Origin of the sequence: Enterococcus sp. B2E4, from assembly GCF_030499455.1 — a bacterium.
GTDB lineage: Bacteria > Bacillota > Bacilli > Lactobacillales > Enterococcaceae > Enterococcus_D > Enterococcus_D casseliflavus.
On sequence record NZ_JAUKPK010000017.1, the window covers coordinates 44200 to 66757 of the forward strand.

A 22558-nucleotide genomic window follows, 5' to 3' on the forward strand; every position below is an offset into this window, starting at 1 on the left:
GAAGAAAGATGGAACCTTAAATCAAACCAAGGAGTCGGACGATGAAAGCTTTCAAATCCCATACCGCACTTTTGATCATCAGCAATACGATCACGATCATCCCGTATCTTTATTTTTTATCTTTGAGCAAAGAGCAGTCACTAAGTGCAGCATTAGCCTTTGCGCTCTTTTATACCTTTCGCATGACAGGGGTCTTTTTCTTACAGACGCTTACGGCGCTTTTCGCACCATCGCTGTTAGCAGCAAGTGTCTTGATCGGCGGTGCCGGCGCATTGGTGGGTATCTTGAGCACTTGGTGGAGCGTGGCACTCTTGCCAGCTGCTGGTTTGTTGGGGATCAGTGCTTCTTGGCTGCCGCCAGCTGAACTGATGGTACGCCAAAAAGCCAAGCTCACTGAACAGCCGCTGAAAAATGATTGGAAGGAGGCGCTGTTCTATCTTTTGGTTTTACTCTTTGCCTTACGGTTGCCTGATGACCTTCAAGGCATTGGTCTATTTGGCAGTTATTTTGCACTCTTTGTGCTGGCAGCTAAGTGTAGTCAAACCTTCAACAACCTCCCAAAAAGACCGTTGATGCAGCGCAACCAGTTATTCAACAAGCAGTTTTTGTTGTATTTCTTTTTCTTTCTCTTACTGTTTGGCTTGCGAGCAGCAAGGCTGATCAAGTCGAATGCCCTGTTTGAATGGGCGATTACTGGCTTCTTGTTTCTCTTTGCTTTGCTGCTGATCACTTTAACGAAACGCAGCCGCTCGTGGAAACAGCCACTTCATCTAAATGTGCTCACCTTCATTCGTGGGGTGATCGGAAACTTTCTTTTTCTTTTCGGCTCGGTGTATGTTACCGGTCGATTTGGAGCACAAGCGCTAAGCACGCACGTTTACTTACCATATGCACTGGGCCTTTTTGGCGCGATGTTTCTCGGAGGAAAACTCGCTCATCGTTTAGAAAAACAGCTGGTACCAACATATTTACTTGGGCTGATGGCAGGTGTTCTTCTGTTCAGCAGCGACACACTGATTCCAATAAGTTTATTCGTCATTAGCTTCTTTAATGCGGGATTGAATCAATGGCTTACGAAACAGTATTTGGCGGCAAAACCCGAAGCAATCGAGCAGCAGAGTTTAGCCAAGTATGCCACACAAAGCAAAGGGAGTCTGGTACATCAATTTCTTTTGATGACACTCCTGTTTGTCATTCTTCGTTTTGAACATCAGCCGCTGGCTTTCTTGTTTCAGCTATCAGGAACGACGGAAACGAATCAGACCTCAAGGATCCAAAGCTTTTTAGAGCCAGCAAAATGGGGCTCGATTGCAGGAGTAATCTGTTTGCTAGTAGGCGGACTGGTGGTTTTTCGTAGGAATCGTAAAGAAAAATGATGGAGAAATGATTTGGAGTTGATTCGGTGTAATCGACAAAGAGAATGTTAAGTAGTTTTGTATCAACTAGAAAAAAGATGAAACCAATTATAGGGAATAAAGTCTAAGAAAGAATAATGAACGGTAACTTGAATCGACAAATGATAGCATATATGCTATCATTTGTGTATGGACAAACCTAAGTTTGAGTTTTATGAGCGACCAAATGGACACAATGAATTTATTGAGTTTTTTGAACAGTTACCTGAGAAAGACCAGAAAAAAATGTTAGCAGTCATTGCGAATGTGGAAGAACATGGAATACTGATCGCTCAAAAAATGAAATGGGTGAAAAAACTGGGAGATAACCTATTTGAGCTGAGATCAGGAATGGGAGGAAACATTCAAAGAGCTTTATATTTTCATTGGCTAGGTTCTAAATTCATTATTACCCATGGTTTCACCAAGAAAACGCAGAAGACGCCAATTCAAGAAATAGCAAAAGCGATAGAGATCCGAAAAGAATTTGAGGAGGAGATCAAAGATGCCAACAGTTAAATTCAATGATTTTTTAAAAGAAAAAATGAAAGACACTGAATTCAAAGCTGAATATGAAGCTGAAAAAGCGAAACTTGCTAGTGCTGTAGCATTGATGAAAGCGCGAGAAAGTGCAGGACTCACACAAAGAGAACTTGCAGAGCTCGCCGCTGTTCCTCAGTCAACCATTGCACGTATTGAGAGAGGGGATAATACAAGTTTCGAAACATTATCCAAACTTGCTTCCGCCCTCGGAAAAACCCTGACCGTTAGTCTAGTTTAGGTAACGCCTTAGTTATAGATAAACCAAGCGAATATTCTCAAAAAGCAGACACTGTCTTATTTCTAGACGGTGTCTTTTTTTTGAAATCGAATAAAAACCGAACATTCAGCGTTTTATATTCCTTTATGATAGTGAATTTTATTGCACTATTTTCGAATAGCGTTAAAATAAGAACATCGTGTTAGTGAAAAAGGAACATTAAATGAACGGCTTTTTCCTGACAATGTCTTAGAGAACGGGGGAAATCAAACAAATGGCAACCATTCGCTATTTTAAAGGAGATGTTTTCCATACGCCAACTGATGGAAAACTAGAATATATAGAAGAAGCTTTGATTCAAGTCGATGGCGCAGGGATCATCACGAAAGTCACTGCCAAAACAGATCAAGGGTATGAGGTAGAGCTGGCAAAAGCATCAGAGAATCTTCAGGCTTTATCCGAAGGCCAGTGCTTTTTACCAGGATTTGTCGATCTGCATGTCCATGCACCACAATGGCCGCAAGCAGGGATCGCGTTAGATGAACCGTTAAATGTCTGGTTAGATGAATGCACGTTTCCGCTGGAGGCAAAATATGCCGATCCAGCATTTGCCAAAGCTGTCTATCAGGATTTGGTGGCACAGTTGTTGGCAAGAGGAACGACAACGGTTCTTTATTTTGCAACGATCCATCTAGAAGCGAGTCTTCAATTGGCGAAGACTTGTGCCGCTCTTGGTCAACGGGGATTAGTCGGAAAAGTCGTTATGGACGATCCTCAAGCCAATCCTGCTTTTTATCGGGATGCGTCAACAGAAGAGGCATTAGCGGATACAGAACGTTTTATTCAAGAAGTACAAGCAATCGCAAAGACCGCACCTCAAGGCGTCTATCCTGTGGTCACTCCGCGATTTGTCCCCAGCTGTACCGATGAAGGCTTGGCAGGGTTAGGCGCATTGGCTGAAAAATATGATGTTCATGTTCAGACCCACTGCAGTGAAGGGCAATGGGAACATGACTTTGTTCAAGAACGATTTGGCAAAACGGATACCGAAGTGCTGCAAGATTTCGGCTTGTTGCGTGAAAAAGCAGTGATGGCTCATGGCAATTTCATCAGCCCAGCTGACGGCGCTCGTTTTGTTGAAACCGGCGCCGCAGTTGCGCACTGTCCCATTTCAAATGCCTACTTTGCCAATGGCGTGATCCCAATCAAGCGCTTGAAAGAACAAGGAGTCACGATTGGTTTAGGAACGGATATCTCCGGCGGTTTTTCACCGAGTTTGTATGACAACATCAAACAAGCTGTGATGTCTTCGAGAATGTTAGAAGATGGCGTGGATGTCACGCTTCCTCAAAACACACGAGGAGTAGCTGATTCTCGTATATCCGTGATCGATGCGTTCTCATTGGCGACAAAAGGCGGCGGTGAGGCACTGAAATTACCAGTAGGTGTCATCAAAGAAGGGTATGCGTTTGATGTGCAAGTGATCGATACGCGACAAAAAGAAAATCCTTTGCCTGACTTCGGTGTGTTCACCTCACCCGAAGCAAGATTACAAAAAATCCTGTACTTAGCAACGATGCAAAATATTCGCCAAGTCTGGGTCCAAGGAAAAAAAGTACACGAAAAATGAGGAGAATGAGACAGTGGAATCAACGAAAAACAAACATTTAACGATCGGAATGAATGAAGACATTCCCTTTGGTCAAGCAGTACTTTTAGGATTACAGCATGTGTTGGCAATGGACGTGTATGTGCCGCCATTTATTATCGCAACCGCGGTGGCAATGTCCTCTTCAGACGCATCAGGTTTGATCCAATCGACCTTTTTAGGAGCAGGGATCGCTTCTTTGATCCAAGTCCTCTTTTTCTTGAAATTACCCGTATGTCAAGGACCATCCTTTGTACCCGTTGGAGCGATCATCGGTATTTATTTTGGTGCCAACGGTATGGACACGGTGTTAGGTGCCAGCATTGTTGGTGCCGCAGCAGTCATTTTACTAGGTTTTACTGGCATCTATAAGTATATCGTTCGTCATTTTATTCCTACGATCGTCAGTGGAACGATCATCATGATCGTTGGTTTGACGCTGCTGCCAACAGCATTTACTAGCAATATCTATCCTGCCACTGAAACTCTAAGTGCCAATCAAAACATGTTGTTAGCTGCGATTACTGCTGCGATTTTGATCTTGTTTTCCATGTTAGGCGATTATTTTCCAGGAATGGGAAAATACTTCCGAATCAGTTCGGTCATTATTGCTTTGGTTATCGGTACCGTGATTGCTTCCTTTATGGGAGGCGTTGATTTTCAGTCGGTGGCGGATGCTTCTTTCTTTAGTCTGCCAAAACTGGTATTTCTAAACTATGGCCTGCATTTTGATGTTTCAGCGATCTTAACGATGCTAGTGATCTATATGGTTCTCCTAGCAGAAACAACAGGAACTTGGTACGCGGTCAGTTCTGTGACAGAAGAACCTGTTACGGATGAACAGATCAATAAAGGCGTGATCGGTGAAGGGTTAGGCTGCTTGGTTGCCGCCTTAGTTGGAACGACACCTGTAACTGGTTATTCTACCAATGCAGGGATCATTTCGATCACAGGGGTTGCTAGTAAAAAAGTCTTTGTGATGGCGTCCGTCTGGTTTATCCTATTGTCCTTCATGGGAAAACTTTCAGCCTTGATTCACGCAGTACCTTCTGCTGTCATCGGCGGCGTGTTCGCGGTCGTCTGCGTCATTATTTTGTTGAGCGGCTTTCGGGTCATTAAGAATGAAGAGTTTTCCGAGCGGGAGTTGTATATTATCGGGGTACCGTTGATTATTGCCATCGGCTTGTTGTTTATGCCAGCAGAAATCAAAGAATCTGCGCCTCAATTCTTACAATATTTATTAGATTCACCGATTGCTTTAAGCGCTATTGCGGCGATCGTCATGAATAAATTGATCCCAGTGAAGAAAAAATAGAAAGTAAATGAGGAATGAGACCTTGTCTCGTTCCTTCTTTTGTTACAATCCTGTGTAAAAAGAGGTTTTTTTGTAATATAGGAAAGGTTTTCTAAGGTTAACTGGTTTACCTGAAAACAAAATAACTGTAATGTTGAAAATTACAGCAGAACAAAGCTTGATATGATAGGATTCTCAAATTCTTACGAAACGTAAGGCAACTGTCGTTTTCGTAATCATCTGTAATGAATTCTTTACCTATGAAATATTCTTCGATGTTAGACTTGTTTATGCGCTTGAGTCATCTCAAATGACGCAAAATGAGTTTCAAAGAAGGAGATTTAATTATATGAAGTCTTTAAAAACTGTTTTACTTAGTACAGCTGTCCTTGCCGGTTTCGGCCTTTTCTTAGGTGGGAAAGACGCCTTTGCAGACGAACAATACACTGTTCAATCTGGTGATACATTATCAACAATCGCTACTAACTTTTATGGTTATAGCTCTGATGATACGATCAATGCGATCGTTGAAGCAAACGAGATTGCTGATAAAAACTTGATTTTTGTTGGGGAAGCATTGATCATCCCTACAGATGGCACTGCAACTTATACAGAATCTGCAAGCACGACTGCTGCAGCAAGTGTACAACAACCAAGTGAACCAGCAGCTTCACAATCAAGCAACACACAATCTGCTGCAAGCACACAAAGTAGCTCAAGCTACAGCTCTTCAGCTAGCGGCTCAGAAGCTTCAGCAAAAGAATGGATCGCAAACAAAGAATCTGGTGGTTCATACACAGCGACAAACGGACAATACTATGGCCGTTACCAATTAACCAACTCTTACTTAAATGGTGACTATTCAGCTGCTAACCAAGAAAAGGTTGCCGATGAATATGTTGCATCACGTTATGGTTCTTGGTCTGCTGCCAAAGCATTCTGGGAAGCAAATGGTTGGTACTAAGATTCTCAAATGAATCTTGTCCATGACATCTAGTAATCAATTGCCCTTATTGGCGAGTACAACTTACTCGCTGATGAGGGCTTTTTTGTGTCTTCTGAGAAAGGTGAATGAATGTAACGCCGCTTACAGCTGCATGTAACGTCATTATCAGTCGACATGCCACTGATAAAAAATCCCTTTTTCCACGACAACCATGTATAATAGTAGGAAATAGAGCAGCAAGCGATTCAATCTGTCAAAACTGAGGCAGAAAATGGCGATTTTGATAGCAGAAAGTGGGGGACACACAATGAGTACATCGATTGAAGAAAAAATTGCAAAAAAAATGCAGCGATTTCAAGCATTTGGGGAAGGCTTGCCGGGAGCCAAAGTCTATTATCGCGAAGATTGGGATGCAATCTACTTTGATTTAGTAGGACAGCAGTTTGGAATCATGAGTCCACAACCAGAAGAAACAGCGTTTTTGACTTTGAAAAATCTGCCCGAGGTCAACGAAACGCTGCGAGAGCAATTTCCTGACGTCATCATTCCAGGGTATTATGCCAATAAGACCCATTGGAATACCATCAAGTTGGCATCTGATGCCTTGATGGAAGAAAACATCGAACAAATGATTTTGGTTTCCTACGATTTAGTCAAACAAAAACTGACAAAAAAACAAAAAAGTGAGCTGGAAAACAGCGAATCGTAAGTCAAAGATTTAGCGACAAAAAATAATCAAACCAGTATCGAGGATCATCATAATCCCTTTACTATTCGTTATTTTCGACAACATTTATGCAATATTTTCAAAGAGCTTTCATGAAAGCTCTTTTTGTTTTATTTGTTCGCTTGTTTCCCGTCGTGATCCATGGTAAATTGTTGTGCAACCGAAATTTTTTGGCAGTCTTTTCTGCTAAACACAAAGGAGTGGTACGTATATGGATCTGGTCTTACGCCATGTCAAAAAGTACAAAGCGGCAACCGGCATTGCCTTATTATCGGTCATTTTAATGGTCGTTGCTGCATTATGGCAGCCGAAGCTCTTGCAGCAAGTGCTAGAATCAATTATTACCGAAAACAATGATGAAATGAAAAAAATTGGTATGCAGCTGATTGGGCTAGCATTGCTAGGCCTTGTTGCAGGGATTATCAACACGATTTTTTCTGCGAAAGTGGCGCAAGGCGTTAGTGCCGATATTCGGGAAGAGATGTTTCGGAAAATCCAGACATTCTCATTTGGTAATATCGAAACCTTCTCGGCAGGAAACCTAGTGGTGCGCTTGACCAATGACATCACGCAAATTCAAAACTTAGTGATGATCTCGCTGCAATCGTTGTTTCGCATCCCGTTCTTATTTATCGGTGCCTTCATTTTGGCGATGACAACCATGCCGCAACTTTGGTGGATCATCGTCTTACTAATTATCGCTGTCCTAGTGATTACGGCACTCTCCTTTACACGGATGGGCAAACACTTTATGATCATCCAGAACTTGATCGACAAAATCAATGGGATTGCCAAAGAAAATTTGATGGGGATTCGTGTGGTGAAATCTTTTGTTCAAGAAGAAAACCAGCTACAACGCTTTTCCAAAGTCAGTGAAACGTTAACGAAGCATAATATTATCGTAGGAACCTTGTTCTCTGTAATGATCCCCTCCTTTATGCTGGCAGCCAACTTAGCCGTCGTCGGCGCGATCTTCTTTGTCAGTGATCTAGCGAAAGATGATCCAACCTTGATTGGGGGAATTGCCTCATTCATGAATTATTTGATGCAAATTATGATGGCGATCATTATCGGCGGCATGATGATGATGATGACATCGCGGGCTGCAGTTTCGCTAAAACGGATCAAAGAGATTCTAGATACCGAACCGGATCTGCAATACCAAGATGTCCCAGAACAAGAGTTGTCTGGAAGTGTCGCTTTTGAAAACGTCAGTTTCCGTTACCCTGGGGATGAAAAAAATGCCCTAACGGCTATCAGTTTTACCATCAAACCTGGCGAAATGATTGGGATCGTAGGGGCGACTGGTGCCGGCAAATCAACACTGGCGCAGCTGATTCCCCGTTTGTTTGACCCAACGGAAGGTGTCGTGCGAGTTGGCGGCGTTGACTTGAAAGAAGTCAATGAACAAAGCTTGCGTAAAACGGTCGCTTTTGTCTTGCAAAAAGCGATCCTCTTTTCAGGAACGATTGCCCAAAACTTGCGGCAAGGGAAAAAAGACGCCTCAGAATCTGAGATGTCTCGCGCAACGGAAATCGCCCAAGCCAGTGAATTTATTCAAAAATTGACCGCTGGGTTTGAAGCGCCGGTCTCCGAGCGCAGCAGCAATTTTTCTGGAGGACAAAAGCAACGCTTATCGATTTCTCGAGGGGTGATCGGTGAACCGAAAATTTTGATTTTGGATGATAGTACGAGTGCATTAGATGCTCGTTCGGAAAAATTGGTTCGCGAAGCGTTTGAAAAACAATTAAAAGACACGACAACGATCATCATCGCGCAAAAGATTGCCTCTGTTGTGAAAGCCGACCGCATCTTCGTTTTAGATAATGGACGTCTGGTTGGTGAAGGAAGCCATGAATTTTTAGCCAATAACAATGCTATTTATCAAGAAATCTTCGCAACACAGAAAGGAGAGGAGTAACCATGACAGATTTGTTCAAAGCGAGTAAATTTTTCTACCATTACTTAAAACAATACAAGTGGTCGTTTCTATTCATTTTTGTGACGGTGATTCTGGCAACGTATCTGCAAGTGCAAGCGCCAGTCTTTGTCGGAGAAGCGTTCCAAGAGTTGGCGAATTATGTTGGTGGTTTGATGCAAGGGGTCGATGATAAATCAGCTTTTCTATCGATCATTTGGAAATTGTTGATTTTTTATGTCTTAGCCAGTGCAGCCAATTTTGTTTATAGTATCTTGTTCACGCAAATGGTGGGGAAATCAACCAACAGAATGCGGATCGGTTTATTTAATAAACTGGAAAAATTGACGATCAAATTCTTTGATTCTCATCAAGACGGTGATATTTTGAGCCGTTTTACCAGTGACTTGGATAACATCCAAAACAGTTTGAACCAAGCATTGTTGCAAGTGCTGACCAATGTAGTCTTAATGGTGGGAATCTTGATCATGATGTTCCGTCAAAACGTTGAATTGGCATGGGCAACGATTGCTTCTACCCCGATTGCGGTCTTAATCGCGGTGATCGTGATCCAAAAAGCCCGCAAATATGTCGATCTGCAACAAGATGAAGTCGGAAAATTAAACGGCTATATCGATGAAAAAATCAGTGGTCAACGAATCATCATCACCAATGGACTGCAAGAAGAAACCATCGACGGTTTCTTGGTCCACAACCAACAAGTCCGCGAAGCTACCTACAAAGGGCAAGTCTACTCTGGGCTGCTTTTCCCATTGATGCAAGGGATGTCCTTGTTGAACACGGCAATCGTGATTTTCTTTGGTGGCTGGTTAGCATTGAACGGTGACTTAGAACGTTCTGTTGCTTTAGGATTAGTTGTGACCTTTGTCCAGTATTCGCAGCAGTATTACCAACCATTGATGCAGATCTCTTCTGGTTACAGCATGATTCAATTGGCGATCACCGGTGCGCGCAGAATCAATGAAATGTTTGATGAACCCGATGAGGTCAAACCAAAAGACGGGATCAAAGTGAAGGGCATCAAAGAGGCGGTTGCTTTGAATCATGTGGACTTTGGGTATGACAGTCAAAAATTGGTCCTAAAAGATGTCTCGATCACAGTCAACAAAGGCGAAATGGTCGCATTAGTCGGACCGACGGGTTCAGGAAAAACGACCATCATGAACCTGTTGAATCGCTTCTATGATGTGAATGGTGGTTCTGTGACCTTTGACGGCATCGACATCCGGGAGCTAGACTTGGATCTGCTGCGTTCTCAAGTGGGAATCGTTTTGCAAGAATCCGTGTTGTTCTCAGGGACGATTCGCGAAAACATTGCTTTTGGGAAACCAGAAGCGACTGAAGCCGAAGTCATTGCAGCAGCGAAACAAGCCAATATCCATGAGTTTGTTATGACGTTGGAAAAAGGCTATGACACGGAGATCACCGAAGAGAATAATCTTTTCAGTACTGGTCAAAAACAATTGATGAGTATTGCCCGAACGATTTTGACCAATCCAGAATTGTTGATTTTGGATGAAGCCACCAGTAACGTTGATACCGTGACCGAAGCGAAAATTCAACGAGCAATGGATGAAGCGATCAAAGGACGAACCAGTTTTGTGATCGCCCATCGCTTGAAGACGATTTTGAATGCCGACCGCATCGTTGTCTTGAAGGACGGCGAAGTCATTGAAGAAGGCAATCACCATCAATTGGTGGCGGCTGACGGCTTTTATGCAGAACTGTATCACAATCAATTCGTTTTTGAATAAGCGCAAACCAACGTAAAATCATCAAGAAGACACTAGCAGGACAGCCCGCAATTTCGTCAACCAATCGACGAAACAGCGGGCTGTTTTTTTTTAGGTTAAAGCAAGCGCTTCTTATGACGACAATGTCTATGAGCAGTTAGTGGTATAAGGGGTCCGTTGATCTGATAGACAAAAAAGACCAGCCTTAAGCATGGTCTTCTTTGGTTTTTTAGTGATACGCAGCGGTTTGAGCCAACCACTCAATAAAATGGTCTGGCTGTTGCGTATCCTGTGCCACGATATTCCACTGCTGGTTTTTGCAGCGAGTGCATTCATGCAGGAGCTGATAGCCTTTTTTGGAATGTTGGCGATAGTCAATCGGTCGCATCAAGCCATGGCAAGTATTTTGACGATCACCCGGGCGAATATCCACGTGTAACGAGTAGAGACACTGGGGACAATGGTTGCGGTAAGAACCATTGGTCAAGGGTGCCACAGGCGTACTGCAGTTTTTACAAACAAAGGTCGTATTTTCATCTTTTCTCATTTTGCTTTCCTCCAAAAGAATGATTTCTTTTGAGAGAAAAGGGTTCCGTTCGTTCTTCATCAGGCTTCTTTGGCTAGGGACACATTCACCGTCCGTAACGATTACTTCTGCTTCCAGCTTCATGCGATTTCGCAATCCGTACCACGCTTAGTTTTTTCGTTTTGTGCTAAGCACTGTGTTGCGGCAGCCCACAACCCAGCAGTAAGTGTAGTCCAAAGTCACTGTCATTGGCGTCGTCCCCTAGAAAGCAATTGAGGAATGCTTTTTCATCGAGTACCTCCTATGTGTTTATGAGGGTATTATAGCAGAAATAAAGTTGGAATTCTAAGACAGATAAAACCAGATCGTAATTCATCCCTCTTTTTTTATCGTTAAAAACAATAACATGTAGATAATAATGCTATTTTGTGACAAAATGTTTACATGTAGGTTTCGCTCGATTTTATTTTGGTCACTGAAGAAGAGACACGGAATCACAAAATGAAGGAAGGATGACCTAACGAAAGGAGAACAAAAATGTTTGGTACGAACAAGAAATCCGAAAATTCGAATGGTACACAAGGCAAGAAACGAAAAAAGAGTTTGACTGTAGAAGACCTGATCAACCAGTATATTGTAGAAAAAGAGGTTCATGAATTGAGTGAGGGTCTGTCTGTTCAGATTTTTAATGACTTAGCTGCTCACCGCGGACTGTTCATGGAGATCCCCAAACTCAGTTACAAAGACCTCGGAGCAGCTATCCAAATCGATCAAAACTGGATTAAAATCAAGCAACAAGATACGATCATCAAACAACAGGCAGAGATCATTCAGCTTTTGAAAGAAACACGATAGAAAAAATATAATTTTTTCCATTGAAAAACCGAAGAACGAGCTGAGCGGTTCTCCTTAAAAAGGAGGGCAAGTTAGCTGGTTCTTCGGTTCTTTGTTGATGATGAAAGATCAATAGTACTCCCCGTGGCGATAGTCCCATGAGTTGAAGTGATCAGAAAGGTACATTTGGATTTTTTCAACATCGAGTCCTTTACGGATCAAGACAGGTGCGGGAGTAATGGAGCGTTGGTCTCCTTGCTCAGGAATCAAGTTGCCGTCTTTATCAACGAAAGAAACCATGACTCCTTGCTCATAGCGGGTTTCCAGCGTTTTGTCTGGTTGGATCGATGCAACATAGTCATTGCCTTCAATGATTAGATCGGCTTCTTGCGCGATTTGTTCGCCGATCCCTTCAACAAGTCCGCGGTTTCCTTTGCCTGAAGGGTTCGCTGAGCTGGCGAAAAGCAATTTCTTTTTCTGATCCCAAAGTTCTTTTGAGATCTGCTCACCAGGGACACCGAATTTGATCACAAAACAGCTGGTTCCCCGAACGTCCGTCATCAATTCTTCTGAACCATCGTTTGGGATATAGGCTTTTCCTGATTCTTTCCAAGGCAAAATCGCACCGAATAACACGTCATTGTTCCAGCAAGTTTCGTAAACGGCGGCGGTTTCCGCATTTAATTCGGCTAATTCATGTAGCTGTTCCAATGAGCTGCAAAGAACGACGCCTGGTTTGTTACGCTTGCGATTCTTTGCTGAAAACTTGCGTTCCAGCCCTTTTTTATCAGAGACGGCAATGATATAGCCAACTTTGGTTGGGCAAACGATCACTTTGCCTTCTTCATTCAAATAGTTGATCGCACGTTGATTTGGTTCTCCTGTCCATGGGACTTGTTTTGTTTCTTTCACTCTCTTCATCCTCCCTGTCTTCCAATGAATCGCCGTCATGAAAAATATAACGGAATATTCTGAAAATTCTGATTGAATATGGTTACCCTTGATGATAAGGGAATCAATCTGTGTAGTCAAGGGGATTTACACCAGAATGTAAAAAGAGTGGAAGAGGAAAATCGAATATACGTCATTAGAGAATAGAGTGAATGATTGACAGCGACACTATTTTTTTCCGCTTTGTATGAAAAAATTGACTGTTTTTCATGTTATTTATATGGGAAGATAGGCTTATAGATAGAAGAACGCAATCAAAAGAATAGTTTTTTTGTGAAAGATGAGGAGTATCATGAGTGAAAAGAAAAAGATACGCAAGCTTTTGCTGGCATCGATTGTCGCTGGGAGTATCTATGGTGGCGGGGCCTTGCTTTTTGGGTTGCTGGTCAGTTATAACGTCCTCTTGTTAGATGGGGTCTATACATTGATTGGTGCAGTGATGTCACTGATTGCTTTGTACGTGGCAAAATATATCCAAGCCCAAGATTTTGAACGTTTCCCATTCGGTAAAGAGGCATTGATGCCATTAGTGGTATTTATTCAATATAGTATCATCCTGCTGATCTCAATTTATGGGATCATTGAGTCTGCTTTTAGTTTATTACACGTCAGTGATGGCATGATTGATCCAATCGGTTTGTATTTCTCGCTGGTTGGTACGATCTACTGTTTCTCTTTTTACTTGTACTTAAAAAAGAAACCACTGATCCATCCCTTTTATTGGGTGGAACTAGAACAATGGCGTTTCGGCTTTTTCTTTAGTCTGGGTGTCGTCGGTTCATTTCTTGTGTCCTGGCTGATCCAAGCCAGTCCCTATGGGAATTTTGCGATGTATGTCGACCCAATCATCTCCATCGGGATCACCTTGTTCTTTATCCAGCTTTCGATAAAAGAGTTGAAAGCAGCGATTTTAGAATTGACTTCTTCTACTCCAAAAGAAGAACTGCGGGAGACCATCATGACGATCGTTGAAAAAGAATTGCGCGCAGAAGAAGTGGTGGACTTTGTGTTACGTACCGCCAAAGTCGGTAATCAAGTCATTGTGGAATTAGATGTAGTGATTTTACCTGCAACTCCTCTCGATACAGTAGGTCAGCAAGATCCCTTGCGAGAACGATTGAATCAGGCAATCAGCCAACAGATTTCCGGTTATTCCCTCTGGCTAAACATAAATTTTGTCGGTGACATCAAATGGGCGTATAGTGAGGAGTAAGAATGGCTGCAAAGCAGCTTGAATAAACCGTGAAAATGACAGAGAAAAGAGGAAACAAATGACAATTCTGAAAACCTATGGAAAAATCACCGCAGCGCTTTTCTTGTTAGCGGCAAGCATCAATTTATTTTTGGGCCCGCATCATGTGGCAGCTGGCGGTGTCAGCGGAATCGGTATTTTATTAGAGTCAGCATTCGGTTGGGATCGAGCGGCTGTGATCATGGTCTTGAATATTCTCATGCTTATTCTTGCCTATGCCTTTTTAGGGAAGGGGCCTTTTTTGAAAGTCCTCTATGGTAGTTTTGCTTTTCCAGCAGCAATTGCTTTAGTTCCGGAATATATGGTGGCTGAAGACCGGTTGCTTTCCGTGATTTTTGGCAGTGCGATTTTTGCTTTAGGAGTAGCGATTTTGTACAAAAATCAGTCTTCCAGCGGCGGCACAACGATTCCACCGCTGATTTTCAAGAAATACTTTAATTTGAATCCAGCGATTGGCTTGCTGGCGACCGATGCGATCGTTGTTTCCATGAACTTGTTCGTTTTCGGGTTTGAAGAGTTCTTGTTTGCGATCTTATCGATCGTGATCACCTCTGGTGTGATGACCTACATTGAAACCGGCTTTAACCGAAAGAAATCTATCATGATCTTAAGTGAGAACCACGTGAATGAGATTCGAGAAGCGGTCTTTGATAAAACAGCTCGGGGTGCGACCCTGTTGGCTGCCCAAGGCGGTTACCAGCAAGCCGACAAGCAAGTGCTGCTGATCGTTGCCAGCGACCAAGAGTTTATGCAGATCAGACAAATCATTGAGACGATTGACCCAAAAGCGTTTGTGATCGTCAATAATGTCTCAGAAGTACTGGGGCAAGGTTTTAGTTATCACCCGATTGAATGATCGTATTCTCGCTTGTTCAGCATATGAAACCACCCTCGTCAAGTAGGCTATCTACTCGACGAGGGTGGTTTTTAAGGTCCATGATTTTCAAATAGCTTACTCTGTAAAGTAATCGGGAAAGGCTTTTTCCACAAAAATCAGATCGTTATCAATGACATCAATGTGTTGTCCGACCAAGGGAGCAATTTTGGCTTGGTCTTTTTCTTTTAAGGTTGCTAAGATTTCTTCATGATCTTGCAAAATAATTTCCCAAGACAATTCCTCCACCTCTAAACGTAAGAAGCGGAAGCGATTTAATGGCAGATTGATCGTTTGTAGCCAATTCCAGACATTTTCTTTGTCGGCGATTTTATAAATCAACTGATGGAAGGTCTCGTCGAGTTGGAAAAACTCGATTTCATCCTTCAATTGGGCATAGGTTCGCTGCAAAATAACGAGTTTTTCTAGTTCTTTCAGCTGTTCTTCTGTAACGGCTTGGCAGGCAGCTACGAATACTTCTTTTTCAAGCGTTTCTCTGACAAAACGAGCTTCTTCAATTTGTTTGATGCTGATTTTAGAAATATAGGTGCCGCTTTGGGGAACGACATGGATCAGTGCTTCACGGCGCAGACGAATAATTGCTTCACGGATCGGCGTCCTACCAATGGTTAGCCGTTGCTCCAATTCCTTTTCAGATATTTTTTGACCGGGAATCAGCTTGGCGGTTAAGATCAACTCTTTGATTGATTCATAAGCTTGTGATTGAAAATTTGTAGGGTTCAACATAAACGCTTCTTTCTGTATCAGGCATTCAATTCCCTTCGAAAGAAAAACTTTGAAGGAAAGTGCCTAGGGATAGTTTTGAGTAATAAAACTAGTATATAAGTTGAATAACCTTTTGTAAAGGCTTGCAATTCAGTACGGAATGAACTAGAATACTAATATATCAGTTTTAAGGAAAAGGAGGAAGTAGGATGTTTGATTTTGCTGCCTTGAAGCAGGCAGGAGTTACGATGCCGGTCGTTCCCAAAGAAGTGAGGGATCAATCAGATACTCAGTTTCAATGGCTACACTTTGGTGGGGGGAATTTGTATCGGGCTTTTCACGCAGAAGTAGCCCAAACGTTGATCGATCAACAAGCGTTGTCAAAAGGAATCGTAGTGTGTGAAACCTTTGATGAACAAGTGATCGATCAAGTGTACGCGCCTTACGAGAATGACATTTTAGAAGTGATCATGCACGAAGGGGGACGGTTGGAGAAAAAATTGCTCCAGTCAACGGCGGCTAGTTATTATTGCCATCCTTCCCGCACTGCGAGTTATGAGCATATACGCAAAGTATTTCGTGAGCCGTCACTACAATTGGTCACCGTAACAATCACAGAAAAAGGCTATGGCTTAAAAGACAGTCAGGGGAATTTTTTGCCTGTCGTCCAAGCGGATCTCGCTGCGGGTCCTCATCAGGTCAACCATACAATGAGCATTTTGGCTAGCTTTTTATGGGATCGTTTTCAATCAGGGGCTCTTCCGATCGCTATGGTCTCCACCGATAATTTTTCGCAAAATGGGCTCCGTTTCCAAGCGGCGATTGTCACCATCGCAAAAGAGTGGCAAAAGCTGGGGCATGTTTCAGAAGCGTTTGTTCGATACTTAGAAAACAACGCGCAAGTGACGTTTCCGTGGTCAATGATCGATCGGATTACGCCAAATCCTTCAACAGCAGTTGCAGAAGAATTAGCAGCAGCTGGCATTCAGCAGTTGCCAGTCATCCGGACCGATAAAGGAACGACGATCGCTCCGTTTGCTAACACAGAGGCGACTCATTACTTGGTGATTGAAGATGATTTCCCGAACGGTCGCCCGAATTTAGACAAAGCAGGGGTGATCTTGACGAGTCGAGAGATCGTAGACAAAACCGATAGTATGAAAGTCACAACTTGTTTGAATCCACTGCATACGGCAATGAGTTTGTTCGGCTGTTTACTCGGCTATACATCCATTGCTGCGGAAATGACCGATCCAGATATTGTCGCTTTGATCAAAGGAATCGGCTATCGTGAAGGCTTACCGGTAGTGGAAGATCCTGAGATCATTCAGCCAAAGAAATTTATCGATGAGGTGGTCGGTCTTCGTTTACCGAATCCGCTGATTCCTGACACCCCACAGCGGATCGCCGCGGACACCTCACAGAAAATCGCCATCCGTTTTGGCGAAACCATCAAAAAGTATGTGGAGAAAGAAGGCTCGGCTTCTGAGCTGACTTTCATTCCCTTAGCGATTGCTGGCTGGTTGCGTTATCTCTTAGCGATCGATGATGAAGGCCATCTATTTGTCCCAAGTCCTGATCCCCTCTTAGCAGAATTGCAAGAGATTTTACGGGAGTGTCAGTTAGGGACAGCCGCCGATGTTCAAGGGATCATTCGCCCAATCTTAGCAAATCCGCAGATTTTCGGGTTGGATCTCTATCAAGCAGGAATCGCTGAAAACGTGGGTCACTTGTTGGCTAAGATGCTAGCAGGAACCGGCGCAGTCCGTAAAACATTACATGAAACAGTAGAAGGGATTGAATAAAAAATGGAAATGACATTTCGTTGGTATGGAAAAGAATACGATAAAATCAAGTTAGCAGATATCCGTCAAATTCCTGGGATGAAAGGCATCGTCGGTACACTCTTTGATTTGCCTGCTGGAGCAGTTTGGCCCAAAGAACGGATCAAGGCGCTCGTGGAAGAAGTCGAAGCAGCTGGACTTTCTCTGAAGGTGATCGAAAGTGTCAATATTCATGATGACATCAAGATTGGCTTGCCTTCGAGAGACCTGTATATCGAAAACTACAAAGAAACGATTCGTAATTTGGCAGCATACAGGATCGAAGTGATCTGCTATAATTTTATGCCGATTTTTGATTGGATCAAAACGGATCTCGATTATCGCTTAGCCGATGGTTCTTCTACGATGGCATTTGAAAAAGCAGGGATCGACAAAGACCCAGAAGAGATCGTCAAAGAAGTTGAGGAGTCAAGCTCTGGCTATACCTTGCCAGGCTGGGAACCAGAACGTTTGGCTCATGTCAAAGAATTGTTTGCTGCGTATAAGGATGTCGATGATGACAAATTAAGAGAAAACTTTGCTTATTTCCTAAAAGCCATCATTCCCACCTGCGAAGAGGTCGGCATCAAGATGGCTGTTCATCCAGATGATCCTCCCTATTCGATTTTTGGTCTGCCGCGTATCGTTAAAAACCGTGATGATCTGGATTGGGTCTGTAACGTGGTCGACAGTCCGTCAAATGGCATCACACTTTGTACTGGCAGTATCGCCGAAGACCCAGCCAATAATGTCTATGAGATTTTGGCTGAGTTTTGTCGCCGGGATCGAATTCCTTTTGCCCATGTTCGTAACATTCAATACTTAGGCAATGACAAAGACTTTTATGAAGCACCGCATCTCTCCTCTGAAGGCTCGTTAGACATGTATCAGATCCTAGAAGCGATGTACAAAAATGGCTTTGACGGCTATATTCGACCAGATCATGGGCGAATGATCTGGGGAGAAACGGGACGTCCAGGCTATGGCTTATATGATCGGGCGATCGGCGCTTCCTACTTATTAGGGTTGTGGGAAGCCATCGACAAGAGCGTGGGGCGTCAAGAAAAGGAGCGAAGAAATGTTTTTAACTGACGATTTTATTTTGAAAAACAGCTTTGCCAAAGAGTTATACCATGGGTATGCAAAAAAGCAGCCGATCATTGATTACCATTGCCATTTAGATCCGAAAGAGATTTTCGAAGACCAAAACTTCACCAATCTGACCCAAGCGTGGCTGGCGGGGGACCATTACAAATGGCGCTTGATGCGAGCCAATGGTGTTGCAGAATCTTTGATCACTGGCGATGCTGATGACTACGAAAAATTCTGTGCTTGGGCGCAGACCTTGGAGGCTTGCATTGGCAATCCATTATATGTCTGGACCAATTTGGAATTGAAGCGAATCTTTGGTATTGATGAGCGGTTGACACTAGCCAATGCAGCAAGCATTTGGGAAAAAGCCAATCAACAGTTGCAGACGAAGGAATTTTCACCACGAGGGCTGATAAAAAAGATGGCCGTTGAGGTGATCTGTACGACGGATGATCCCATTGATTCGTTGACGTATCATCAAAAGCTGGCAGAAGAATCCTTTGCTGTGTATCCTACCTTTCGTCCTGACAAAGCAATTAATCTGCAGAATTCAGAATTTCCAGCATACCTTAAGCAATTGGCTGCAGCTGCGAGCAAAGAAATCACTAGCTATCAAACGCTGGTTGAAGCATTGACCGTGCGTATTTCCTACTTCCAGCAACGGGGCTGTCGTTTAGCAGATCACAGTCTGTCACGTCTTGGAGAGGAAGCCTACGATACCGCTGCACTTGAAGCGATTTTTCAGAAGCGTTTGACCACTGGGACACTGACTAATGAAGAAATCAGACAGTTTCAAACCGGCTTGCTGATTGACTTGATGCGCCAATACGCAAAGCAAGGCTGGACCGCGCAATTGCATCTGATGGCGACTCGCAACAACAATCAAAAACTTTTCCAACAACTAGGACCTGATAGCGGCGGTGATGCGATGGGGGACGACCGTCTAGCGAGCGGCTTAAGTCGGACATTGGCGCAGCTTCAGGCGGAAAGCTTACTGCCAAAGACGATTTTGTATTCACTGAACCCCAAAGATTATCCAGTGTTGACTGCGCTGATGGGGGCGTTCCAAGAAGAGAGCAAAGGCAAGCTGCAATTAGGCTCTGCTTGGTGGTTCAATGATACGTATTCTGGTATGCGGCATCAGTTGACGACCCTAGCAGAAGGCGGGATTCTTGGAAACTTCGTCGGCATGCTGACGGATTCTCGCAGCTTTTTGTCTTATCCACGCCACGAGTATTTCCGGCGGATTTTGTGTCAGGTGATCAGTGAATGGGTAGAAGACGGACAACTACCAGCAGATGAAATATATTTAGGGCAGATCGTCGCAGATATCTCTTATCACAATGCGAAAACCTACTTTGATTTTCCAAACTAATGACTACTCGATTCGTTCTTGGCTTGCTAGAGAACGAATCGAGTGTTTGTATGGCTATTGCTAAAGTTGCGTCTGTTCATTTACTATTGGCAGGGAATCCAGTACTATGATAGAAAGAATCAAAGAAGGAGCGAACAGTATGAATCCATTCTATGAAGAAGTCTATGCGCTGGCGCGGCAGATCCCTTTTGGTAAAGTCGTCTCCTATAGTCAGATTGCGTGGAAATTGGGACAAATCAACGGCGCGCGAGCAGTCGGTCGAGCGATGCGCTTGAGCCCTCAGGATGTCCCTGCCCATCGTGTCGTGCGGGCAGATGGCGTCTTAGTTGGTCCCTCCGCCAATGTGCGAAAAGCAGCACTCGTCGATGAAGGGGTGGTCTTCAAAGCCAGTGGTCGTATCGATATGAAGGCTTGCAGTTGGTCCATGAGCGAGATCGCTCCCGCTCAAATGAAGGAGCCGTTATGAAAAAACGTGAATTTATCGTACAAGATCTGTTGAGTAAAATCTATCAGGAAGAATTTTCTGCCGGCAAACTACCCAACCAAAGAACTCTTGCACAAACCTATGGTGTTTCTCGGTTTACGATCCAGCAAGCAATCAAAAACCTTGAAGAGATCGGGATCGTCAAAGTGGTTCAAGGTTCAGGGATTTTTATCCATGAAAAATGGGTCAAAAATCCAATGATCTTTAATTCCTTGACCCGCACCCCTTATGACCGCATCCATTCCAAAATGATTTCCTTGAATAAGGCGGTAGCAACGTTGGATGAACAGCAGATTTTCCAAATAGGCCCAGACGAGGAAGTCTGGACCTTTGAACGAGTGCGGATCGTCAATTATAAAATCGAACAGCTGGAAACCTCTAAATTGCCCGTCAGCCTATTTCCTGAATTGACACAAGAAATCGTGGAGCACTCGATCCAACGCTATGTCGAAAGCTGCGGATACCGCATTTCCCACTACATTACCAGCTATACCCCCATCACCACATCGACCGCGCAATCGGGTATTTTATTGTGCAAGCGGGGAACACCGGCAATGCAGATCAGCAATCGGGCGATTTTAGAAGACGGCCGCGTGTATGAGTTCAGCAATATCGTTGCCATTGATTATGCTGTGACCTATATCCGTCCCTTTGACCGTGAGATCCATCGCTCACGCATCGATTGATTTTGGAAAAGCAAATGTGCCAGTTGCGTTGTCCTTACCCAGAGAGAACAAAGACATCCCCTGTCGATTGGACAGGGGATGTCTTTTGTTGTGTTTAAGGAGTGATCAAAGTGCCGTCTGGTGTACGGCTCTGGGTCCATTCATGAGGACGGTAAACCACGGGAAATTCCGCAGCTGCTGCTTCATCGAACGTGATTCCGATCCCACTTTTCTCGATGGGATAAAAATAGCCGTTTTCAGGTTGCGGACTACCACCAAAGACCGACTGGGTATTTGCTGGGATCGCAATCGTTTCTTGGATCGCGGCATTATGGAGATGGATATTTAGATGGTTGTTGACGGCTAAGCCGACAGGGCTGATATCAGACGGCGTGTGCCAAGCGATCCGAATGCCCATCGCATCGCAGAAGTGAGCCAATTTCAATGCTGGCGTGATCCCACCAATTTGTGAGACATGGGCGCGCATAAAGTCAATCTGTTGATTTTTGACTAGCTCTTGCCATTCCATCGGATTATTGAACAATTCGCCGGTCGCGATCGGGGTCGCCGACTGGCTGCGGAGTTGCTGCAACCACTTGTTTTGATCCGGCGGCAAAATATCTTCTAGGAAAAAGAGATTGAAAGGCTCAGCGGCTTTTGCAAATTGAATCGCTTGGTTTGGATGTAGCCGTTCATGCACGTCATGCAGCATTTGAAATTGATTGCCGTATCGTTCTTGGATCGCAGCAAACATTTTCAGTGTTGTGTCCATGTAGTCTGTTTGATCAAAATAGGAACCAGCGATGGGCTGATCGGGTGTTTGCAGTTGGCTAGGATTTCCACCATAAAAGCCTAATTGGCAACGGATATAGCGATAGCCCTCAGCCAAGAAGCGATCGATTTCTTGATAAAGGTCTTCGAGATTATCTGCCACGGCATGGGTATAGGCGGGAATCGCCGTACGCGCTTTTCCACCTAACAGTTGATACAATGGCATATCGGCTAATTGTCCCTTGATGTCCCATAAAGCCATGTCGACTCCTGAGATGGCATTGTTGGTGATCGGACCATTCCGCCAGTAAGAATTGACATTCATCACTTGCCAAAGATCTTCGATTTGATTGGCATCGCGGCCAAGTAAGAGGGGTCGTAAATACTCGTCAACGACGGTTTTTACGGCTAGTGGGCGAAACTGGAAGGTTGCACAACCTAACCCAGATACGCCTTTGTTCGTTTCTACTTTAACGACAACAAGGTTATGACGATCAGGTTTGATCGCAAAGGCTTTGACGTCGGTGATGATCGTTGGTGTCATTTCATTCACTCCAATTTTTGTCTCTAGTTGCTATAGCCATTGAAACATGCTTGGCAACCGCTGTCAATTTGGTCTAATAAAAACTGGATATACACCATAAAACCAGTCCAATTTTTGCCTAATTTATAATAAAACGTTGATATATAGCGTTTTTATTCTAGTTTTATCAAAAAAGGACTGGTTTTACAAGTCTGTGTGAG

21 protein-coding genes are annotated in these 22558 nt (G+C 43.7%); 17 read left to right on the plus strand and 4 right to left on the minus strand.

Annotated features, from left to right (window positions below; genetic code table 11):
• The first annotated feature begins 41 nt into the window (after window positions 1–41).
• The 9 genes from Q1X33_RS12395 to Q1X33_RS12435 all read left to right on the plus strand — a co-directional run bounded on the left by Q1X33_RS12395 (window position 42) and on the right by Q1X33_RS12435 (window position 10462).
• Window positions 42–1376 (plus strand): hypothetical protein, encoded by a 1335-nt coding sequence (locus Q1X33_RS12395; RefSeq protein ID WP_005228475.1) that lies wholly within the window; start codon window positions 42–44, stop codon window positions 1374–1376.
• Between the two features lie 168 nt (window positions 1377–1544).
• Window positions 1545–1913: a type II toxin-antitoxin system RelE/ParE family toxin gene (locus tag Q1X33_RS12400; RefSeq protein WP_005228476.1), complete on the plus strand. Its 369-nt coding sequence runs from the start codon at window positions 1545–1547 to the stop codon at window positions 1911–1913.
• Window positions 1900–2175 (plus strand): helix-turn-helix transcriptional regulator, encoded by a 276-nt coding sequence (locus tag Q1X33_RS12405; RefSeq protein ID WP_005228477.1) that lies wholly within the window; start codon window positions 1900–1902, stop codon window positions 2173–2175. Before Q1X33_RS12400 ends, Q1X33_RS12405 begins: the two co-directional genes overlap by 14 nt.
• 253 nt (window positions 2176–2428) lie before the next feature.
• Complete coding sequence (gene guaD / locus Q1X33_RS12410; protein WP_005228478.1) at window positions 2429–3784, plus strand: guanine deaminase; 1356 nt, start codon at window positions 2429–2431, stop codon at window positions 3782–3784.
• A 49-nt stretch (window positions 3785–3833) separates the two neighbouring features.
• Window positions 3834–5117: a uracil-xanthine permease family protein gene (locus Q1X33_RS12415; RefSeq protein ID WP_016612741.1), complete on the plus strand. Its 1284-nt coding sequence runs from the start codon at window positions 3834–3836 to the stop codon at window positions 5115–5117.
• 328 nt (window positions 5118–5445) lie between these two features.
• On the plus strand, window positions 5446–6060 hold the full coding sequence (locus Q1X33_RS12420) for a LysM peptidoglycan-binding domain-containing protein (RefSeq protein WP_005228480.1): 615 nt from the start codon (window positions 5446–5448) through the stop codon (window positions 6058–6060).
• Window positions 6061–6349: 289 nt separating this feature from the next.
• Window positions 6350–6751: an MmcQ/YjbR family DNA-binding protein gene (locus tag Q1X33_RS12425; protein ID WP_034869114.1), complete on the plus strand. Its 402-nt coding sequence runs from the start codon at window positions 6350–6352 to the stop codon at window positions 6749–6751.
• 229 nt (window positions 6752–6980) lie between these two features.
• Window positions 6981–8690, plus strand: a complete 1710-nt coding sequence (locus Q1X33_RS12430) for an ABC transporter ATP-binding protein (protein ID WP_005228482.1) — start codon at window positions 6981–6983, stop codon at window positions 8688–8690.
• 2 nt (window positions 8691–8692) lie between these two features.
• Window positions 8693–10462 (plus strand): ABC transporter ATP-binding protein, encoded by a 1770-nt coding sequence (locus Q1X33_RS12435; RefSeq protein WP_005228483.1) that lies wholly within the window; start codon window positions 8693–8695, stop codon window positions 10460–10462.
• Window positions 10463–10670: 208 nt separating this feature from the next.
• Here the strand turns inward: Q1X33_RS12435 and Q1X33_RS12440 are convergent, their stop codons facing one another.
• Complete coding sequence (locus Q1X33_RS12440) at window positions 10671–10988, minus strand: RNHCP domain-containing protein (protein ID WP_010749914.1); 318 nt, start codon at window positions 10986–10988, stop codon at window positions 10671–10673.
• Between the two features lie 516 nt (window positions 10989–11504).
• Here Q1X33_RS12440 and Q1X33_RS12445 point away from each other — a divergent pair.
• Window positions 11505–11822: a hypothetical protein gene (locus tag Q1X33_RS12445; RefSeq protein WP_005228485.1), complete on the plus strand. Its 318-nt coding sequence runs from the start codon at window positions 11505–11507 to the stop codon at window positions 11820–11822.
• A gap of 108 nt (window positions 11823–11930) precedes the next feature.
• Here Q1X33_RS12445 and Q1X33_RS12450 read toward each other — a convergent pair whose 3' ends face one another.
• On the minus strand, window positions 11931–12722 hold the full coding sequence (locus Q1X33_RS12450) for an L-threonylcarbamoyladenylate synthase (RefSeq protein WP_034859003.1): 792 nt from the start codon (window positions 12720–12722) through the stop codon (window positions 11931–11933).
• Window positions 12723–13044: 322 nt separating this feature from the next.
• On the opposite strand from Q1X33_RS12450, the gene Q1X33_RS12455 reads away from it, so the two are divergent.
• Both Q1X33_RS12455 and Q1X33_RS12460 read left to right on the plus strand, forming a co-directional pair.
• Window positions 13045–13965 (plus strand): cation transporter, encoded by a 921-nt coding sequence (locus tag Q1X33_RS12455; RefSeq protein WP_118215066.1) that lies wholly within the window; start codon window positions 13045–13047, stop codon window positions 13963–13965.
• Between the two features lie 58 nt (window positions 13966–14023).
• Window positions 14024–14860 (plus strand): YitT family protein, encoded by an 837-nt coding sequence (locus Q1X33_RS12460; protein WP_301969709.1) that lies wholly within the window; start codon window positions 14024–14026, stop codon window positions 14858–14860.
• Between the two features lie 96 nt (window positions 14861–14956).
• On the opposite strand, the gene Q1X33_RS12465 is transcribed toward Q1X33_RS12460, so the two are convergent.
• Window positions 14957–15625 carry a GntR family transcriptional regulator gene (locus tag Q1X33_RS12465; protein WP_034869120.1) on the minus strand — a complete coding sequence of 223 codons (669 nt, stop codon included), beginning with the start codon at window positions 15623–15625 and terminating at the stop codon, window positions 14957–14959.
• A gap of 188 nt (window positions 15626–15813) precedes the next feature.
• Between Q1X33_RS12465 and Q1X33_RS12470 the strand changes: the two genes are divergently transcribed.
• The 5 genes from Q1X33_RS12470 (at window position 15814) to Q1X33_RS12490 (ending at window position 21064) form a co-directional block, all read left to right on the plus strand.
• Window positions 15814–17409, plus strand: a complete 1596-nt coding sequence (locus Q1X33_RS12470; RefSeq protein WP_005228490.1) for a mannitol dehydrogenase family protein — start codon at window positions 15814–15816, stop codon at window positions 17407–17409.
• A 3-nt stretch (window positions 17410–17412) separates the two neighbouring features.
• On the plus strand, window positions 17413–18519 hold the full coding sequence (gene uxuA, locus Q1X33_RS12475; RefSeq protein ID WP_005228491.1) for a mannonate dehydratase: 1107 nt from the start codon (window positions 17413–17415) through the stop codon (window positions 18517–18519).
• Window positions 18506–19894 (plus strand): glucuronate isomerase, encoded by a 1389-nt coding sequence (gene uxaC / locus Q1X33_RS12480; protein ID WP_016608895.1) that lies wholly within the window; start codon window positions 18506–18508, stop codon window positions 19892–19894. The genes uxuA and uxaC overlap by 14 nt, the downstream gene beginning before the upstream one ends.
• A 139-nt stretch (window positions 19895–20033) precedes the next feature.
• Window positions 20034–20360: an MGMT family protein gene (locus Q1X33_RS12485; protein ID WP_005228493.1), complete on the plus strand. Its 327-nt coding sequence runs from the start codon at window positions 20034–20036 to the stop codon at window positions 20358–20360.
• Window positions 20357–21064 (plus strand): GntR family transcriptional regulator, encoded by a 708-nt coding sequence (locus Q1X33_RS12490; protein ID WP_005228494.1) that lies wholly within the window; start codon window positions 20357–20359, stop codon window positions 21062–21064. The genes Q1X33_RS12485 and Q1X33_RS12490 overlap by 4 nt, the downstream gene beginning before the upstream one ends.
• A 94-nt stretch (window positions 21065–21158) precedes the next feature.
• Here Q1X33_RS12490 and Q1X33_RS12495 read toward each other — a convergent pair whose 3' ends face one another.
• Entirely contained in the window at window positions 21159–22358 is a 1200-nt protein-coding gene (locus Q1X33_RS12495) for a D-galactonate dehydratase (RefSeq protein ID WP_005228495.1), read from the minus strand.
• Window positions 22359–22558: the final 200 nt, after the last annotated feature.

Excerpts from the sequence above, each read along its gene's own strand:
- Q1X33_RS12395 (WP_005228475.1), top strand. The coding sequence starts at position 42 with ATGAAAGCTTTCAAATCCCATACCGCACTTTTGATCATCAGCAATACG.
- Q1X33_RS12400 (WP_005228476.1), top strand. The coding sequence starts at position 1,545 with ATGGACAAACCTAAGTTTGAGTTTTATGAGCGACCAAATGGACACAAT.
- Q1X33_RS12405 (WP_005228477.1), top strand. The coding sequence starts at position 1,900 with ATGCCAACAGTTAAATTCAATGATTTTTTAAAAGAAAAAATGAAAGAC.
- guaD (WP_005228478.1), top strand. The coding sequence starts at position 2,429 with ATGGCAACCATTCGCTATTTTAAAGGAGATGTTTTCCATACGCCAACT.
- Q1X33_RS12415 (WP_016612741.1), top strand. The coding sequence starts at position 3,834 with ATGAATGAAGACATTCCCTTTGGTCAAGCAGTACTTTTAGGATTACAG.
- Q1X33_RS12420 (WP_005228480.1), top strand. The coding sequence starts at position 5,446 with ATGAAGTCTTTAAAAACTGTTTTACTTAGTACAGCTGTCCTTGCCGGT.
- Q1X33_RS12425 (WP_034869114.1), top strand. The coding sequence starts at position 6,350 with ATGAGTACATCGATTGAAGAAAAAATTGCAAAAAAAATGCAGCGATTT.
- Q1X33_RS12430 (WP_005228482.1), top strand. The coding sequence starts at position 6,981 with ATGGATCTGGTCTTACGCCATGTCAAAAAGTACAAAGCGGCAACCGGC.
- Q1X33_RS12435 (WP_005228483.1), top strand. The coding sequence starts at position 8,693 with ATGACAGATTTGTTCAAAGCGAGTAAATTTTTCTACCATTACTTAAAA.
- Q1X33_RS12440 (WP_010749914.1), bottom strand. The coding sequence starts at position 10,988 with ATGAGAAAAGATGAAAATACGACCTTTGTTTGTAAAAACTGCAGTACG.
- Q1X33_RS12445 (WP_005228485.1), top strand. The coding sequence starts at position 11,505 with ATGTTTGGTACGAACAAGAAATCCGAAAATTCGAATGGTACACAAGGC.
- Q1X33_RS12450 (WP_034859003.1), bottom strand. The coding sequence starts at position 12,722 with ATGAAGAGAGTGAAAGAAACAAAACAAGTCCCATGGACAGGAGAACCA.
- Q1X33_RS12455 (WP_118215066.1), top strand. The coding sequence starts at position 13,045 with ATGAGTGAAAAGAAAAAGATACGCAAGCTTTTGCTGGCATCGATTGTC.
- Q1X33_RS12460 (WP_301969709.1), top strand. The coding sequence starts at position 14,024 with ATGACAATTCTGAAAACCTATGGAAAAATCACCGCAGCGCTTTTCTTG.
- Q1X33_RS12465 (WP_034869120.1), bottom strand. The coding sequence starts at position 15,625 with ATGTTGAACCCTACAAATTTTCAATCACAAGCTTATGAATCAATCAAA.
- Q1X33_RS12470 (WP_005228490.1), top strand. The coding sequence starts at position 15,814 with ATGTTTGATTTTGCTGCCTTGAAGCAGGCAGGAGTTACGATGCCGGTC.
- uxuA (WP_005228491.1), top strand. The coding sequence starts at position 17,413 with ATGGAAATGACATTTCGTTGGTATGGAAAAGAATACGATAAAATCAAG.
- uxaC (WP_016608895.1), top strand. The coding sequence starts at position 18,506 with ATGTTTTTAACTGACGATTTTATTTTGAAAAACAGCTTTGCCAAAGAG.
- Q1X33_RS12485 (WP_005228493.1), top strand. The coding sequence starts at position 20,034 with ATGAATCCATTCTATGAAGAAGTCTATGCGCTGGCGCGGCAGATCCCT.
- Q1X33_RS12490 (WP_005228494.1), top strand. The coding sequence starts at position 20,357 with ATGAAAAAACGTGAATTTATCGTACAAGATCTGTTGAGTAAAATCTAT.
- Q1X33_RS12495 (WP_005228495.1), bottom strand. The coding sequence starts at position 22,358 with ATGACACCAACGATCATCACCGACGTCAAAGCCTTTGCGATCAAACCT.